7 protein-coding genes are annotated in these 17,613 nt (G+C 37.7%); 2 read left to right on the forward strand and 5 right to left on the reverse strand.

Going from position 1 to position 17,613, the window contains the following annotated elements; genetic code table 11:
* Positions 1-100: 100 nt before the first annotated feature.
* Positions 101-6,919, forward strand: a complete 6,819-nt coding sequence (locus C0Z22_RS06050) for an Ig-like domain-containing protein (protein WP_103217444.1) — start codon at positions 101-103, stop codon at positions 6,917-6,919.
* On the opposite strand, the gene C0Z22_RS06055 is transcribed toward C0Z22_RS06050, so the two are convergent.
* A complete protein-coding gene (locus C0Z22_RS06055; protein WP_103217445.1) occupies positions 6,916-8,466 on the reverse strand; it encodes an NAD(P)/FAD-dependent oxidoreductase in 1,551 nt (516 codons plus the stop codon). The genes C0Z22_RS06050 and C0Z22_RS06055 overlap by 4 nt on opposite strands.
* Positions 8,467-8,556: 90 nt before the next feature.
* On the opposite strand from C0Z22_RS06055, the gene C0Z22_RS06060 reads away from it, so the two are divergent.
* Positions 8,557-9,798 carry a CinA family nicotinamide mononucleotide deamidase-related protein gene (locus tag C0Z22_RS06060; protein WP_103217446.1) on the forward strand — a complete coding sequence of 414 codons (1,242 nt, stop codon included), beginning with the start codon at positions 8,557-8,559 and terminating at the stop codon, positions 9,796-9,798.
* 16 nt (positions 9,799-9,814) lie between these two features.
* Here the strand turns inward: C0Z22_RS06060 and C0Z22_RS16375 are convergent, their stop codons facing one another.
* The 4 genes from C0Z22_RS16375 to C0Z22_RS06080 all read right to left on the reverse strand — a co-directional run bounded on the left by C0Z22_RS16375 (position 9,815) and on the right by C0Z22_RS06080 (position 17,261).
* Positions 9,815-10,429: a transposase gene (locus C0Z22_RS16375; RefSeq protein ID WP_103217447.1), complete on the reverse strand. Its 615-nt coding sequence runs from the start codon at positions 10,427-10,429 to the stop codon at positions 9,815-9,817.
* Between the two features lie 345 nt (positions 10,430-10,774).
* The gene (locus tag C0Z22_RS06070) at positions 10,775-11,239 is read right to left on the reverse strand and encodes a cyclic nucleotide-binding domain-containing protein (RefSeq protein WP_103217448.1); all 465 of its coding nucleotides are present in this window, start codon (positions 11,237-11,239) and stop codon (positions 10,775-10,777) included.
* Between the two features lie 44 nt (positions 11,240-11,283).
* Positions 11,284-12,255, reverse strand: coding sequence for a hypothetical protein (locus C0Z22_RS06075; RefSeq protein ID WP_103217449.1), 972 nt, complete (start codon positions 12,253-12,255; stop codon positions 11,284-11,286).
* 44 nt (positions 12,256-12,299) lie between these two features.
* Positions 12,300-17,261 (reverse strand): hypothetical protein, encoded by a 4,962-nt coding sequence (locus C0Z22_RS06080; RefSeq protein WP_103217450.1) that lies wholly within the window; start codon positions 17,259-17,261, stop codon positions 12,300-12,302.
* Positions 17,262-17,613 lie beyond the last annotated feature (352 nt).

The following is a 17,613-nucleotide window of genomic DNA, read 5'->3' on the forward strand; positions in this document are numbered from 1 at the left end:
TTAATTGATCTGCTATGATCAAAAAGTACTAAAAAAGTATGTAAATTAACCGATAAGAACTTGGCTAATAAAGCGGAACGTAAACAGGATAGGAACAAGTTTGAGACTAAAGGCAATTTCGGCCATCGTCATATTAACGTTGGTCTTAATATTAACAAATAAGAATTCCAAAGACGAAGGTCTTATTAGCTCAAACAACCCGACATCAACAAATAAAATCGTAAATGATCAAGAAAAGAATTCAAAACGCACATTAGCATCCACTAGCTCAAAAGTTTCAAATACAGGGCAAATTAAGAATATTGAATCAGCTAAGGTAAAATTACCAAACACACCTGAATATGTAAGTGAAGAAGCAGAAATCGCTTACATCAACAATCGCCCTCAGGACCAAACAAATACTTCTGTTGGTTATACATCACTTAATTCGGCGCCAGCTCCTGTTAGCTCATCAAATAATAATGCTGCCTCTTACTCAAATACTTCACAATCAAGTGCATCAGATAACAACACGTTTAAAAAAGAAGAAGATAAGTCAAATTCAAGCTCAACAAGCTTTTATTACCAAACATCAACAGCGCCCCAAAGCGAAGAAACAAAAACAAGGCCAAGCTCTAGTACGACAAACTCCGGAAAATCAAACCCGTACATACCGCCAACTCCAAGACTACAAGGACTAGTTCCACCACTTAATGGAGTCATTACTCATACGACTTTCTTTACACGACAATTTAGTGCGTATGCAGCAACAACATGTACGGATCCAAAGGTTGCAATATTTGATACGGTAACGATGTCAATTCTAGAAGATAATCCAATTGATCTAGAGACAATATCAACTTCGACTCAATTTGAATTTAATATAAGTGAACTAGAGTTAGACCTGACTGCTCCTGCTCGTTATAAGATCAAACTACTAGGGTGTGATATTGAGCTAGAAAAGATTGTAACAAGTTTCTATAAGAATCAAAATATTACTGCTGCGACAACAATTTTGGCACAACTACCTGCAACGAGTATCAACTATTCAACTGATGCAAGCTTTACTAAGAAACTAGAAGCAGCAGAAGAGGCCCTAGCAAATACGCTTGCTGATAATCTTACTAATTTGGAAGATGCCTACACGCAGATTGAAAGTGATACTGAAATACAGTCGACTTTTAACGAGTTAACAGAGGGTGAAAACTTAGATATTTTAAAAAGCTCTAAGCCTAAAATAAAGAGTATTTTATACGCAACATTAATGGATGAAGGCCTTTCTTCTGAATTCTCTGCCCTTGCTGAACACTGGGATTCGACTTATCAAATTGCTTACGAATGGTTTGTTGACGGCGTTTCAAGTGGAACAGGAAACGTATGGAATTACACTCCTCCATCAAATACACTTCCTAAAGCAATTATTACGTTAAAAGTTGGAAAGAAACAAAGTGGTAACGATCGCGTTGATACAACTCTACCATTCCATGAGAAAAGTTACGAGATCGACATAAATCAAGTTAATGATGCGCCAACTTTAGCAACGCCTCAAACAATTAATACGACAGAAGATTCAGGCCTCGATTTTAGTCTAACTGAAGCTGTTGATCCTGATTCGTTCTCGCTAACTTATACAATTGTGTCACAGCCAACAAACGGAACTCTTACTTGTGATCCAGGCACAACAAGTTGTACCTATACGCCTAACTTAAACTTCACTGGAACAGATAGCTTTACTTATAAGGCCAATGATTCCGAACTTGACTCAAATATTGCGACAGTTAATCTGAATGTTGCCAATGTTAATGATAGGCCATCAATTGCTGCAAATGAAATTTTTACTGCAATAGAAGACACTGCTTTAAATTTCACATTAAGTGATTCAACTGATATCGACAACACAAGTGCACAACTAAGTTATAAATTAATCACACCACCAAGTAATGGTACCCTTTCAAACTGCTTCACGACGGGCAGCTATACTGCAGACTTAACTTGTACATATACACCAAATGCAGATTTCAATGGTAGCGATACATTTACTTATATTGTCAATGACGGTCAATACGACTCTGTTGGACAAGCAACCGTTACAATTAATACAACTCCTGTAAATGACGCTCCTACTCTGAGTTCAACACAGTCCCTAGCAACAGCTGAAGACACACTAGTGGCCTTCACATTAAATACAGGTAGTGATATTGATGCCGACACACTCACTTATAGTATCGTCTCAACAACATCAAATGGTGTTTTGACTTGTACTGGTGGTATTTCAAGAGATTGTCAGTATATGCCCGCATCTAATTTCAATGGTGTTGATTCTTTCACATATAAAGTAAATGACGGAAATCTTGATTCAAATATAGCGACCGCAACAATCACAATATCATCGGAAAACGATGCTCCACTTATAGGTAATGATCAAACGATTTCAACTAATGAAGACACACTTGTAAGCTTCACACTAAACAATGCTACTGACATTGATATGCCTACACAGACTCTACAGTACAAACTTATTACAGGACCAACAAATGGTACTCTTTCAAATTGCTTAACAACTGGAAGCTATACAACAGATATAACTTGTGAATATACACCAAATTTAAACTTTAATGGTACTGACACATTTACATATCGAGCAAACGATACATTAGTTGACTCACCTACAGAGGCAACAGTTACAATTAATATAACTGCTGTTAATGATGCTCCGGTTTTAGTAGCAACTCAAAGCGTTTTAACAAATGAAGACACACCAATTAGCTTTGATCTAAATGCAGCTACAGATATTGAAAACGATGCTCTTACCTATACAATCGTATCAACGACTGCTAGCGGAAGTCTTGTCTGCGACCAAGGTAACTCAAGAGCATGTACTTATACACCAAGTACAAACTTCAATGGCCAAGCTACTTTCACTTATAAAGCAAGTGATGCGAGTTTAGATTCAAATACTACAACAGTAACAATTGATGTGAATTCAATCAATGATGCTCCAGTAATGGCGGCCAACCAGAGCTATTCAACAGATGACAACACTCCACTTAGTATTACTTTATCGAATGCGACAGATGTGGATGGTGATAGCTTAACTTATAAGATTGTCTCTCTCCCTACAAATGGAGTACTTTCGGATTGTATTACGACAGGAAGTTATGGAACTGATCTGACTTGTACATATACATCTAATGTGAATTTCAATGGTACAGATTCATTCACATTCATTGCAAATGACTCAACTACGGATGCTCTAAGTACTGCAACTGTATCAATTACAGTTTCAGATAAAACACCTTCAGCGCCACCTTCAATAGCACTAAGCTCGGCCCTTTATACTTCTTCTACAAGTAATAATCTAACAGTAAGCTCATGTAGTGATATTAACTTTGTCCTAATAAATGAAGGAACTCAGCCTACTGAAGCAGATAGTGCTTGGCAGTCTTGTACGACGACGGCCTCAGCAATTACATACACACTGGCCAATACGAACCAAGGTCTACACACACTTAAGGCATGGTCAAAAGATGTGAATGGTAATGTATCAACGACATCAACTGATATCTCTGTTTTTTATGATACACAGGCCCCAACGATCTCAATTGCGACAATAGCGAATCAAGCTGGATCAAATAGCGTAACACTTTCTTGGGATGTAACTGAGGATAATATCTCTGCGGCCCAAACTCATACAATCGACTATTGGAATGGAAGTAATTGGGTGAATATCACTTCATCACTAAATGCAAGTGTAGGCCCACTTACAAATACAACATTCACTCAAGCATGGAGTGTTCCAAACCTAAATATTGAAGATGCTAAAGTAAGAGTTTCTCTAAGTGACCTAGCGGGTAATACGAATACAGTCGAATCTAATATCTTTTGGATTGACTCAACGGCTCCACAGATTGCGCATGACTCATTTACATCGTATGGACAAAATTCAACAAAAACATTCACATGGACACTTACTGAAAAGCATATTGATTCTGTTGCAAATAATTTTTCACTAAGATTTTACGACGGTAGTGCTTGGCAAAATCTGACAGCGGTAGCAGCTGTTACAAGTGAAAATATATCAAAGAGCTACTCTGCTGATATTAACTTAGGTCCAGAGGTCAATAATGCAATCTTTGAAGTTAGTTTCACAGATGCGGCCGGACATAGCACAACAATTCAAAAGAATTTTGTTATTGATGGGAGCGCTCCTACAATCTCTTCAATATCATTAAATGGTGGTGCCACAACAACAGGAAATAATAATATACAAGTCGATCTCGTTGCTACTGATACTGCATCAGATATTACATATATTTGCCTTAAATATGATGATACAACTGCACCATCAAGTATCAATGATGAATGTTTCACAACACTTCCAGAGGCCAAAAGAGCACAAAATATAACGATTACGAGTGTAGATAATTTATATGTGAGAATCGGTTTTGTTACAAATAGTTATAGTGTCTACGCTTGGGCCGCCGATGCGGCAGGAAATATTTCAACAAATACACAAGTTGCAGGTGTTGATACTGATTCAATTAATTATCTGCCTGGTACACCTCCAGAGATTTTCAATATCATTGCAACAAATACAAATACGCCGAGTTCACCAGCGACTCTGTCACAACTTCAGGCCCCTAAAGATAGCGATATATATGTAAAATGGAAGGCCATCGATAATGAAGGACTAGCAACTAACCCTATCAGTATCTACTACTCATATCTTGATGGAACAGAAGAAAAGTACCAGCTTCTTATGGACAATATTGCAAATATTCAAGGAAGTGGTTGTACAATTACGGCCCAAGAAACAGGTTGTATCAGACTTACAGGACTTTCTCCTACGGACTCTGTTTATAAGATCAGAGTTGTTGCCCTTGATAGCGATGGTAGTGAAACCTTTATGACATCTGCACCTCTAAATGAATCTAATTTTAGAATCATTGCGGGAAGTACAGAAAAAGGTATAGGCGGAAGTGGGCGTTCTGTTATTTTTAAAGATGGAAATTCAACATATGAGATTGATCTATTCTCAACGGTAGTCACTGATCGTGGAGATATTTTCTATCGTGACCTTGATGCAGGACTCTTATGGGTTGATCCGGAAACAGGGATTATCAAAGAATTATTACCAACAACAGGTACACCAAGTGGAGATGGCGGATCAATTGAGAATGCCACAATTGGCTTTGCAAGTGCCATTACTCTTGACTATAACAATGGGCTTCTCATTGTCGATAAGGGCAGTATTAGACGAATTGATATGAATACGACTCCTTGGCAAATATCGACTCTAGTAGGTGGAGGATCGAACTCTAATCCAGGAACAAGTTTTGCACCAAGTGCTATCGACATTGCAAGCTTTCATCGCTTTCTAGGTACTCTAGTTCCTCTACCAAATGGCGACCTCTATTTTAGAAGTACTTCAAGTAATACTGATCGCAATTGGTTTCACTTTGATGCAAGCGAAAATATAGTCAATCGTATCCAAATCGATGGTGTCGGTATCTACAATGAGGACACTTATAGTTGGTCAGGAAAAAGAGTGACGAATATGGCCATCGCCTATAATGCGGTAAACTCGGCTCTTGAGCATATGCATGTAAGTGTTCATAAGCCTGTCACAGGAAATACGCATTACCGTGTCGCTAGACTAGACTACGCATCGGGTACACCAACAACGACATATAATGCCACAGCACCTTATGATATCTATACTGGTTATCGCTCAATTTACAAAACAGGCCTTGATGGAAAAATCTATTTTGATTACAACCATGGCCGCAACCTAATGCTCTATGATCATGTAACAAATACGTATACAAGAGTTCTTGGTACTGATTCAACATCGAGCACACCATGTGCAGATGGAACGGCAGCGACTTCATGTCCAATAGACCTTCAAGGTTACTTTGTTAACCAACAAGGTAAAATCTATTTCAATGATCATGGACTAATTAGAACTTTAGATGACAGTGGTAATATCGTTACCCTAGCAGGTCAATTCTCTTCTTCAGGTGATGGAGAAAGCGCTCTATCAGCTCGTATTTCGGCTTCTTGGCAAATCGATTGGGGTAAAGATAATGGCCTAGATAATACAATAGTTGTCGGTGATTACGTTTCAGGAACATACAGAGAATTTACAATTGGTGGAACCATCGAAACTATTGTTGGTGGCTACTCAGCGAGATCTTATAGCTTCTCAGTTGATCGAACAACAGGAGATATTTTTGATGATGTTGGTTCAGGTGTAAATCGCTACAGCAGAACAACATTAACCAATACTCGAGTTATTGGAAGTGGTGCCACTTGGTACTTTGATGCTGCATCCGATGGACTAGTCGGAACAGATATTAAATTTGACTGGTATAATGAGCAAATTCTTGGGGTGGCAAATGGCGAGCTTATGCTTCACAAGTCACGTTATAATGGAACAACGACTTCTGATGCATTTATTAAGCTATACGATATGAGTGATAGCTACCGTCAATCTCATTTTGCAGGTATGCCTGATACAGAGCGTGGAAGTTTTTATAGTGCAGCTACTCCTCTAGCAAGCTCACGTGTACCAACATATGGTGGTATGGTAAACTCACATTATGACTCAACTCTTGGTTGGATGTTTAAGCAAACAAGTTCTGCTCGAGTTATGATAAAAGGTGGTGACGGAAATATCGTTGACTACACGATGTTACCAAGAACAACTAATGGTTTCACACACGTTCGCTATAATTCAAAAGAATACTACTATTACTGTGCAAGTAATAAAATGTGGCAATATAATTTTACGGATGATATCGAAACTGAATTAAGTTGGGATGCGCAAGTTGATTGCTATACATCACAGAGAAAAATTCTCTACAACCCAACTAATCATTCTGTACACTTCTTAGTCGTTCAAAATGGATTATTTGCAGTTGCAGAGTATTTTCTTTAGATATTTTTTTCTTTACGAATCATTGCCATTGCAACTTTAACACCATCAACGGCAGCAGATGTAATACCACCTGCATAACCAGCTCCTTCGCCACAAGGGTATAAACCTTTATGAGAATCTGATTCAAAAGTCGCGCGACTTCTTTTTATAGTTACAGGTGCTGAAGTACGAGTCTCCGGTGCCAATAAAAGGGCATCATTATTTACAAACCCCTTCATTTTCTTATCAAAAGACTCTAGTCCTTCACGAAGACCTTGAGCAATAAACTCAGGAAGAATAGTTGTTAAGTTATGTGAAAAGATTCCTGACGGACAAGATGTCTTTGGAAGATCTTTAGAAACACGGCCATCAAGAAAGTCTTGTACTCTTTGTGATGGAATCTCTTTTCCAGATGCATTAGCAAGCGAAGCTTCATAGGCTTTCTTTTCAATTTCACGTTGAAAATAATGACCATTTAATACATCATCAAGACCAAAATCTTTTCCTGCATTTACAGAAACAACAAGTGCAGAATTTGACCAAGGCGAGTTTCTTGCAAAGTTACTCATTCCGTTTACAACAATCCCATCAGCATCAGTTCCAGAAGATAAAACGTAGCCACCTGGACACATACAAAAAGAGTATGTTCCTTTATCAACGTTCTTGTTGTGGTATGTAAGTTTATAGCGAGCGGCACCTAGATCTTCTTGAACAAAGCGCCCATACTGAAGAAAGTCAACTTGCGAGCGGCGATGCTCAATACGCACACCAACAGCAAAGTCCTTGGGCTCCATCGCAACTTCTTTTTCTTTTAAATGATAATAAATTTCTTTAGCAGAGTGACCTGTAGCTAGAACAACGTTATTACTCTCAAGTGTTCTTCCATCACTCAGCTTAACACCGGCAACTTTCTTATCGTCCTCAAAAAGTATTTCATCCACCTTCACATTGTAGTGAATCTCACATCCTTTTTCTTTAAGATGATCAGTGATTTGTTTGATTAGCCCACGAATCTTATTAGATCCTAAGTGCGGGTTAGATACATAGGCCGTCTCAGGAGGCGCACCAAAATCAACAAAACGATTCATGACATATTGTACGTAAGGTGACTTAATACGCGTGATTAATTTCCCATCAGAGAAAAGTCCCGCTCCACCTTCACCAAAACAAACATTATTATCATCGTCAAATTCATTGTATCGCCAAAAACGAGCAATATGCTTCATACGATTATGAGCACGATCTCCTCTTTCGATAATGATCGATTTAATTCCATATTCCGCTAAGCGTAGTGCACAAAATAGGCCAGCAGGTCCTGCACCAATAATAATTGGTGTCTTAGAAAAGTTATCAAGAAAGTTAAACTGCTCTCGATACGCAGCAAACTCTTCACCAGGATAAATAATTTCAACTTTAAAATTATAGATTGGTTTTTTACCGCGATTAGCTCCACGAGCATCAAGGGCCTTGTTATGGATTCGATAATCAGCGAAACCAGGAAAGTTTTTGTTTAGATAAAACTCTAGGTCTTGATCGTAGTCTAATTTAAAATTCGTAATTTTACTCATTCGTACTCTTTCTTTCTCTATATGATAAAGTTATGTGTTAAAATAATCAGCGTATATTATAACCTATCTTGCCCAAATTAAAGGATTAACATGGCCAAAATTTCCCAAATAATCATTGGTGACGAGCTGCTAAATGCAAAAATTAATGATCTTAACCTGCAAATACTTGCAAAAGAGATCGCTCCTCTAGGCTTTGACTTCAATAAGTGCACAATCCTAGGTGACAAATTCGATCAAGTAACTCAAGAAATTAAGAAACAGGCCGCTGAGAATGACTTTCTTATCATCACAGGTGGGCTTGGGCCAACAAAAGATGACTTAACAAAATCCATTGTGGCAAATGTACTAGGTGTTGAACTCGTTGAAAACCTCGAAGCAGAAAAGATAGCAATTAGGCAATACGAAACATTTGGCAGAACGTTTTCACGTGAAGTGAGCAACTATCATATGCTGCCAAAAGATACCTCTCCTATTTATAATCCATCTGGCCTTGCTCCAGGAATTCATGCAAAGTTAGGAAAATGTGAGATTTTTTGTACACCGGGTGTTCCTCGCGAATGCCAAACGATGGTTAGAGATAGTATTGTGCCACTTCTAAAAAACCGAGCTGAAAGTGGTCACGAACTTTTTGTGTGCCGTACTCACAGCATTCCAGAAGAGACAATCTTCTTTAAGCTATGCCCTACACTTTGGGAAGACTTGGAAGAATTTGGAAAAGTTAGCTCACTTCCAATCGTCTCAGGAGTTGATATTACAATTAATCTTAGGCCACAATTTCAAAATGAAGAATCACGTCAAAGAATTAGAGATATCATTGAAGCAACAGAGTTAAAAAATAATATTTGGACTTATGGCCTTCGTACAATCGAAGAAGTTATTGTTGAAGAAGCAAAAGCGAAAGGACTCACAATTGGCTTTGCCGAAAGCTGCACAGGTGGACTGGCCAGTTCAACAATCACAAATGTATCAGGGTCATCGTCTGTCTTTTTAGGTGGAGTCGTAAGTTACGCTAATTCAGTAAAAGAAAATATTATTCACGTTAAAAATGAAACACTAAAAAATCATGGTGCCGTTAGTAACGAAACAGCAACGGAGATGGCCGCTGGTTCTCGCAAGGCCCTAGGTGTTGACATTGCAATTTCGTATACTGGAATTGCCGGCCCTGGTGGTGCGACTCCTGGCAAACCTGTTGGAACAGTATGTATCGGCGTTGCCACAAAAGATGGTGTATCAGCGCAAAGATATGAGTTTCGCGGAGATCGAACTCGTTTGAAAAATAAATTCTGTCAGCAAGGTTTGATCCTACTACTTGCAAAGGTACGCGACCTTTAAGGTACGCGCCACCTTTTCAGGATTTCAACATCTTGCGATCATGAGTACTTACACTAAGTGGGATTTCAAAAACACTCCTTTTTAAAGAAGTGCTAATAATATTAGTTAAATTACTTGAAAACCTTTGTTCATAAAAAGACACCTCATCTGCATACATAAAGTGTGGCCTATAGTTTAACAAGCGAGCTTCAAAACTTGTAAAGTGTAGAGAACTATATGGATAATCAATACATCTTTCTACAATATTTACTCGAAGAGGATTTTGATAAATATAACGATATACATTTTGTAAATAGTCCTGATTGGAGACGATAGTCCACTTATAGCGATTACTGAATTTATGATTTATTACCCTAGCATTTCGACTAATTAGCTTTGAGAGTTTGAGATTAAAATACATCATAAACCTATCAAGATTCTCATTAGGAGTTGTAACGAGTAAGTGATAATGATTATTCATTAAAACGAAACAATTTATTTCAACATTAACATTTTTCCGAGCATAAATTAATGCCTGCTTAGCTAAATCCCAAACATGATACATTGGTAGAGGAAAAGGAACTTTATTATTAGTTCGAGATGTTACGTGATAAGGAAACTCATTTTGTCTTATTAATTTAGGTCTAGGCATTTAAACGTTCTGACGTAACAGACATGACAAATAAATAAAAACGACAACATTTTATTTTTTAATTCAATTACGAAACTTGGTACGCGCCACCTTTTCGAGATTCTAGAAAGTTATCTATTAAAAAGGAGAAATCTTCGTCAAAAATCTCACAAGAATAAAAATTACTAATATAAAAAGATTCATTCAATAATGAATACTAATTAAAAGCAACGAAATATAAAGTTAGGGTTAAGTATAGAAGAAATTAGAAACTAAGTGATTAATATCTCGAAAAGGTGGCGCGTACCAAAAACAAAAAGGGGGGCAGCTCAGTGAACTGCCCCTCCCCCCATCTCAGCGCTAGCTTTAGGCAGCTTTCTTAATTTCTTCCATTTCCATGATTAGGGTTGAAATTCGTTTACCTGCGCCCTGTAAACGTCCGGCCAGTAACCTTGATAGATTGAGTATCAAGAGTGAAAAGATTCGAGGATTGGTTTTGTACAGGCCGAATATGTCCGAGTAGTTCATGACGAGAACATCTGTATAATTATCTGATTGAACAGTTCCATAACGTTTATTTTCTTTAAGAAGTACCATCTCACCGAAGAGGTCTCCCTTTTTACAACGAGCAATTTCTTTATCGTCAGCATTAAAAACTTTTGCTGAGCCATTTAAGATAAGGAACAACTCCTCACCACTATCGCCATGTTTAAAAACATAGTCGCCAGGTTTTAGCGTAAGCACCTTACAGTGCTCACATATTGTCATAATTTCGTTGTCATATAGGTCAAAGAATAGCGGACAACCTTTAACGATTGATAAAACACTCATTTCTCTTCTCCAAATTTAAAGTCAGCTTAAATTTTTTAGCTTTATTAAGCTACATTCTTCTTATCAGAATCAACTTTCTTAATAGGAGCGTCTTCACGCATGTATCTCTCGATACTTTGAAGAACTTTTAGTACACCTTGCATTGTACTCTGCTCCTTAGCATTACCACGTTGAAGGTGATACCAAAGGTTCTGCATTGAAGTTTCAACTTTCTTAAAAATCTTGTAACGCTTTTCCGGTAGTGGGAAAAGAGTGTTTAGGAAAGTTAAAATTAGAGAAAAGAAAATCCCCGCAATCGATGTCTTCATCGAGAAGGCAACGTTGATAACGAAACGAGTAAGGTTATCTGAAGATTTTTCAATATTATTAAAGTCAATGGCCGCAATCTCAGGAAGGGCCATGGCAATACCAATGAACGTCCCGAAAACCCCAAATACAATAAAAAGGTTTGGAAGAATATCGATCATACGTGAAGCACCATCAATAGGGATCTGTCCGTAAAGCTTAGTCCAATTTCTATCATCACTCATGATACGGTCAGTAAGCTCTGTATAATTAGGAGGAACTGTTGATTTAAAAACCGAACTCTCCCCATGAATTGAAGCAATTAGACCGTGCTTAGAACCAATATACTGGTTAAGCGAAATACTTGAACCTTCAGAGCTATCGATCTCTTTATCGATTTCTCTTTGCTGTTGTTGCATGGCCTCTTTTCCATCATAGTGACGATTTTGAATATTGGCATTATTACTGAAACGAAGAGCGTTATCAGGAAGGGCCGCATTTACTCGTCCTAGAAGATTCGACATATATGAGTCGATATCATCAATTGGTATATTTTTTTGCTTATCATCATCAATGGCCGCATCAAGCTCGCGAGTAAAACGAGAGTAATAAGCATCATCGTCCTTACTGTGGCGATAAGCTAAGTAGCGGAATACTAGGGCACAAACTAAAAGCCCCATCATAAATTCGATAAGATATGTACCGAAAAACCCTAAAACTATCTCAATCATACGTACCTCTTTGTTAGGTCTACCAATCCTCGACTATTGGTATTCTATTTTAGTTCTGGAGACAATTGTAATAACCTCTCCATCGCTTTTGGATCATCTTTAAGTGTAAAGCTCAGCTCAACACGTTGTGACTGTTTACAACTATAGTCACCACACTTCATGTCTTCGTTTGCAAGTGGAACTGCGTAGCTTGCAGGTTTTCTCTCTTCGACGATGAAACCTTTTGGCTCAATAAGTTCAGCTGCAATCGACTCACGTTGTCTCTCAATAACCGTATCTAATAGAACTGGTCTTGAGAAACCATAACCAATCGACTTCGTCACATTTCTCATATAGAACTTATATGGATAGCTCATTCCATCACTATAGATATAGTTAGAAATTGCTAGTGCACGTCGTGACGACAGGTTTAAGTTATAGTTATACGAATAAGCTTCTGCCATCATAGGATCTAGTGCCTTACCAGCAAATAGTGGTGAAGCGTGACCTTCTACGTTGAAACTATCAAGCTGCTCTCTAACTGTATCATCAGCAAATAAAACTTCTGAGTACAGTGGGATTAGATCTTTTAGCTTCTTCTTCGCATGAACACTCAGTCTTGAAGAACCAGTTTCAAATAGTAGGTTCTTATCCATTAGAAGTGTTACGTTACCAGTTTTAGGATCAACCGCTGCATCAATATTATTATTTCTAAATTTATCAGCTAGGTTTCTCGCAATATTTGCACGTAGATTCTTCTTCTGATCTTCAACTTTCTTCGCAATTTTCTTAACTTGTTTCATGAAGTCTTTCTTATCGTTAACTTCAGCAAGACATGAGTTAAGTTTCTTGTTAGCACCATCAAGCCCGTTACCAAGTTCAGTAACCTTCTTATTAAGCGCACTTGAGCCAGTCTCACAAGCATTTAGGTCTTCACCAAGAGATGCGATTTTACGGCCAAGATTTCCATTTTCATCATTCTTATTAGCAAGGGCATTTTGTAGATCACTAACTTCTTTTCCAAGTCCTGCAACCTTCCCTTTTAAGTCTTTATTTTCGTTATTAAGTCCAGCAAGCTCACCTTTTGCTTTACCAAGGGCCTCTTTAAGTCCACCGTTCTCTTTTCCAAGACCTGCAAGTTTACCTTGGGTCTTACCAAGAGCTTCTTTTAGGCCACCGTTCTCTTTTCCAAGACCAGCAAGCTCTCCCTTAGCTTTTCCAAGAGCGTCTTTTAGTCCACCGATCTCTTTACCCATACCAGCAAGTTTTCCTTGTGCCTGGCCAAGAGCTTCTTTTAGGCCACCGTTCTCTTTTCCAAGACCAGCAAGCTCACCCTTAGCTTTCCCAAGAGCTTCTTTAAGTCCACCGATCTCTTTACCCATACCGGCCATCTTACCTTTAGCTTGACCTAGGGCCTCTTTTAAACCACCGTTTTCTTTACCAAGACCAGCAAGCTCACCCTTAGCTTTTCCAAGAGCGTCTTTAAGTCCACCGATCTCTTTACCCATACCGGCCATCTTACCTTTGGCCTGTCCAAGTGCTTCTTTAAGACCACCGATTTCCTTACCCATACCAGCAAGCTTACCTTGAGCTTGTCCAAGGGCCTTCTTAAGTCCACCGATTTCTTCACCCATGCCTTTCATCTTACCTTTTGCCTGACCTAGAGCTTTCTTAAGCCCTCCATTTTCCTCAGACATACCAGCAAGCTTACCTTCAGCTTGGCCAAGTGCTTTCTTAAGGCCACCAATTTGTTCGCCCATTCCTTTCATCTTACCTTTGGCCTCACCAAGAGCTTTCTTAAGCCCTCCGTTTTCTTCTGCCATACCAGCAAGTTTACCTTGAGCTTGTCCTAGTGCTTTCTTAAGTCCACCATTCTCTTCAGACATTCCCTTAAGTTGACCCTCGGCCTGCCCTAGAGCATCTTTAAGTCCACCATTTTGTGCCATAAGAGATTTATTATCACCTTCAAGTTTACCAACCATCGCCTTAAGACGATCAACTTCACCAGCAAGACCCTTATTCTTAGCGTCCCCTTGTGCAAGTTTTGATTGAAGGTTTTTGATATCACCTTTTAAACCTTGATTGTTCTGCTGAGAACGAGCAAGGTTTGATTTAAGTCCATTAACATCATCGTTAAGACCTGCGATTTTTCCATCACGAGCGGCAACATCAGCATTAAGTTTTTTGATTTGAGTATCTTTTTGTGCTGTAAGTGAATCCATCGCTTGCGCATGCTTACCCTTTAGATCTTTAATTTGATTGTCATATGCAAGCTTCTGATCTGACTTACTTTTTTCAAATTGTTTTGTAAGATCAGTAAGTTCACGTTTGTGATCAGCGTTAAGCTTTGCAATCTGTGACTGCGCATCTTTTTTAACACCTGCTAATTGCTTTTCTTTTGTATCAAGTTCCGATTGATACTTCTTATTTAAATCAGCAATTTTAGACTCATATCCAGCTTTTTGTTTGGCCTCAGATTTCTTATGCATTTTCTCTAGATCAGTAATTTTCTTAGCATGATCTGAGTTAAGCTTTGCAATTGTCTCTTGTGACTTCTTGATTGTTCCAGCAAGTTGAGCTTCTTTAGTATCAAGTTCTGACTGATGCTTTTTATTAAGATTTGCAATCTGAGACTCATAACCCATTTTTGTGTCTTGTTGTTGCTTCTGGTGAGACTTTGTTAAGTCATCAACCTTCTTAGCATGATCCGAGTTAAGCTTCGCAATTGTCTCTTGTGATTTCTTGATTGTACCAGCAAGTTGAGCTTCTTTAGTATCAAGCTCAGATTGGTACTTCTTATTAAGATTTGCGATTTGAGATTCATACCCCATCTTCGTATCTTGTTCTTTCTTCTCATAAGCTTTCGTTATATCTGTAACTTTCTTTGCGTGATCTGCATTAAGCTTTGCAATTGTCTCTTGCGACTGTTTCTTTTGTCCTGCTAATTGTTGATCTTTAGAAGTAAGCTCTGATTGGTATTTCTTATTTAGGTTAGCGATCTGGGTTTCGTAACCCATTTTTGTATCTTGTTGCTTCTTTTCATACGACTTAGTAATCGTATCTACTTTTTTAGCGTGATCAGAATTAAGCTTAGCAATCGTATCTTTTGATTGTTTAATCTGACCATCTAACTGTTGTTGTTTAGATGTAAGCTCTGATTGATGTTTCTTATTAAGATTTGCAATTTGAGTTTCATAACCCATTTGCGTATCTTGTTGCTTCTTTTCATAAGATTTAGTTAAGTCATTAACAGTCTTTGCATGATCAGAATTTAGCTTTGCAATCGTCTCTTGCGACTCTTTCTTTTGACCTGCTAATTGTTTTTCCTTAACATCAAGCTCACCTTGATATTTCTTATTAAGATTGGCAATCTGAGTTTCATAACCCATTTTAGTGTTTTGCTGCTGCTTTTCATAAGTCTTTGTAAGGTCAGCAACTTTTTTCTGGTGATCCGAGTTTAGACGAGCAATCGTCTCTTGAGAGTCTTTTTTCTGACCCGCAAGTTGCTTATCCTTTGTATCAAGTTCTGATTGAAACTTTCTATTCATATCAGCAACTTGTTTCTCATAACCTGCTTTTTGTTGCTGTTTTTGTTGCTCATAAGACTTTGTTAAGTCTGCAACCTTATTCTGGTGATCAGCATTAAGAGTTTTAATTTCATGCTCTTTTGTTGAGATGATATTTGCATACTTCTTATTTAGGTTATCAACCTTAAGCGTGTGATCTTGATTAAGCTTTTGAACTTCTTGTTGCTGTTGCTTTTTCTGTTCAACAATTTCTTTCTCTAGCTTTTCTTGGGCAATAATACGCCCTTCAATCTCACGATTGGCCTTAGCAATTGCTTCTTCATTTTTGCGCTTAACTTGTTGAAGCTCTTGAATTTTCTTTGTATCTTCTGTTACTTTTTGAAGAGTATTTGCTAGTTTTGATCTTACTTTTACAATCTCATTATTAACAAGTTTGTTTTCAGCTTGTTGCTCCTGAACTTTCTTTTGTTCAACTTCTAGCTTTGTTTCAAGCTTTGACTTAACTTGAGTAATCTTCTTAATATCTTCAGTTTGCTTAGTAATCTCTTGTTCAAGCTCTTTAAGTTTCTTTTCTTGTTGAGTTTTAACTTGCTCTACACTTGAAAGAGTTTCTTCGATTTTCTTCTTCTGCTCTTCAACTTGTTTCTTTTTCTTATCTAACTCACCAACTTTTGAGTAAAGAATATTATTCTTATCTTTTGCTTTTGCAAGCATCGAGTCGCGTTCTTTAATTTGTTCTTCAAGATCAACTAATGATTTTTCTTTGAACTCTAAAACAGTTTTAATTCTCTTTTGCTCTTCTTCTTGCTCTTTAATCTTCTCTTTTGTTTGCTCAAGATTCTTAGAAAGCTTTTCATTCTCTTGAGACTTCTGCTTCATCTCTTTAACGATTTGCTGAATTTTCTTCTCAAGCTCTTTTTCTTCCTTCTTTTGACGCTCCATCATTTTTGATAGCTTATCAAGTTGGGCCTCTTTAGAACGTAGATCATCTTGATTCTTACGAATTTCTTCAAGACGCTTCTTCATTTCTTTTGCTTTTTCGTTGATTTCTTTCTTTAATTCAGTATTTTCACGAGAGATCTTTTTTGACTTATACTTTTCTTTATCAAGTTGTTGTCCAACTTTTTCAACAATTGACTCTTTCTTTGTTTGGTTCTCAACCATTTCTTCCATGATCTTTTTATTCTTTTCTAGTTTCTCAACAAACTTAGAAAGCTCGACCATTTTTTGATTGATCACGTTCTTATAATCAGTAACCTCAGTGATTGATTGCTCAATCTCATTCTTGGCCTTCATTTCTTTGATTTTTTGCTCTTTGGAAACCATTCCTTCAAGTTGTTCTTCGTGTTTCTTCTTTTCCTGCGCTTGCTGCAAAGATTTAACACCAACTTTAATCATGGCGAAAACGAACATAACTAGGAATACAACCGCAACGGTTGTAAACATATCTGAGTATGAACTCCAGATTGACCCGTCGTCTTTTCTTTCTTCTCTTTTCATAATCCTACCCTCGAACAGCTATTAGAATAGCGATTTCTAAAGTTTATTAAAGAGAATGGCCTCTAAGCCGTTTAAATTTCTGTCTATCTTAAATATTTACACGAACTTAGCTTAGTCTATGAGCATTTTTGGGGCCAAAAACCAACTTGCAAGATGAACACCAAAAGTGACAAGTATTGTGGCCAACATAAATAATTTTGGCCATTGCCAAGTATCTGAGTCAAATACTCAGATGGATTTTAGAGATTTTCAGCTCTAACCTCCTAATAACTCATTTTATTATGATTTTACTGCGGCATATTTTAACCTTACTTTATATTAATCTTAAGTAGTTACGTGATTGAGACGATAA

It is taken from the genome of Halobacteriovorax sp. DA5, assembly GCF_002903145.1.
In the GTDB taxonomy this organism is placed as follows: domain Bacteria; phylum Bdellovibrionota; class Bacteriovoracia; order Bacteriovoracales; family Bacteriovoracaceae; genus Halobacteriovorax_A.

Coding starts and splice junctions, on each gene's coding strand:
- C0Z22_RS06055 (WP_103217445.1), bottom strand. CDS start 8,466: ATGAGTAAAATTACGAATTTTAAATTAGACTACGATCAAGACCTAGAG.
- C0Z22_RS06060 (WP_103217446.1), top strand. CDS start 8,557: ATGGCCAAAATTTCCCAAATAATCATTGGTGACGAGCTGCTAAATGCA.
- C0Z22_RS16375 (WP_103217447.1), bottom strand. CDS start 10,429: ATGCCTAGACCTAAATTAATAAGACAAAATGAGTTTCCTTATCACGTA.
- C0Z22_RS06070 (WP_103217448.1), bottom strand. CDS start 11,239: ATGAGTGTTTTATCAATCGTTAAAGGTTGTCCGCTATTCTTTGACCTA.
- C0Z22_RS06075 (WP_103217449.1), bottom strand. CDS start 12,255: ATGATTGAGATAGTTTTAGGGTTTTTCGGTACATATCTTATCGAATTT.
- C0Z22_RS06080 (WP_103217450.1), bottom strand. CDS start 17,261: ATGAAAAGAGAAGAAAGAAAAGACGACGGGTCAATCTGGAGTTCATAC.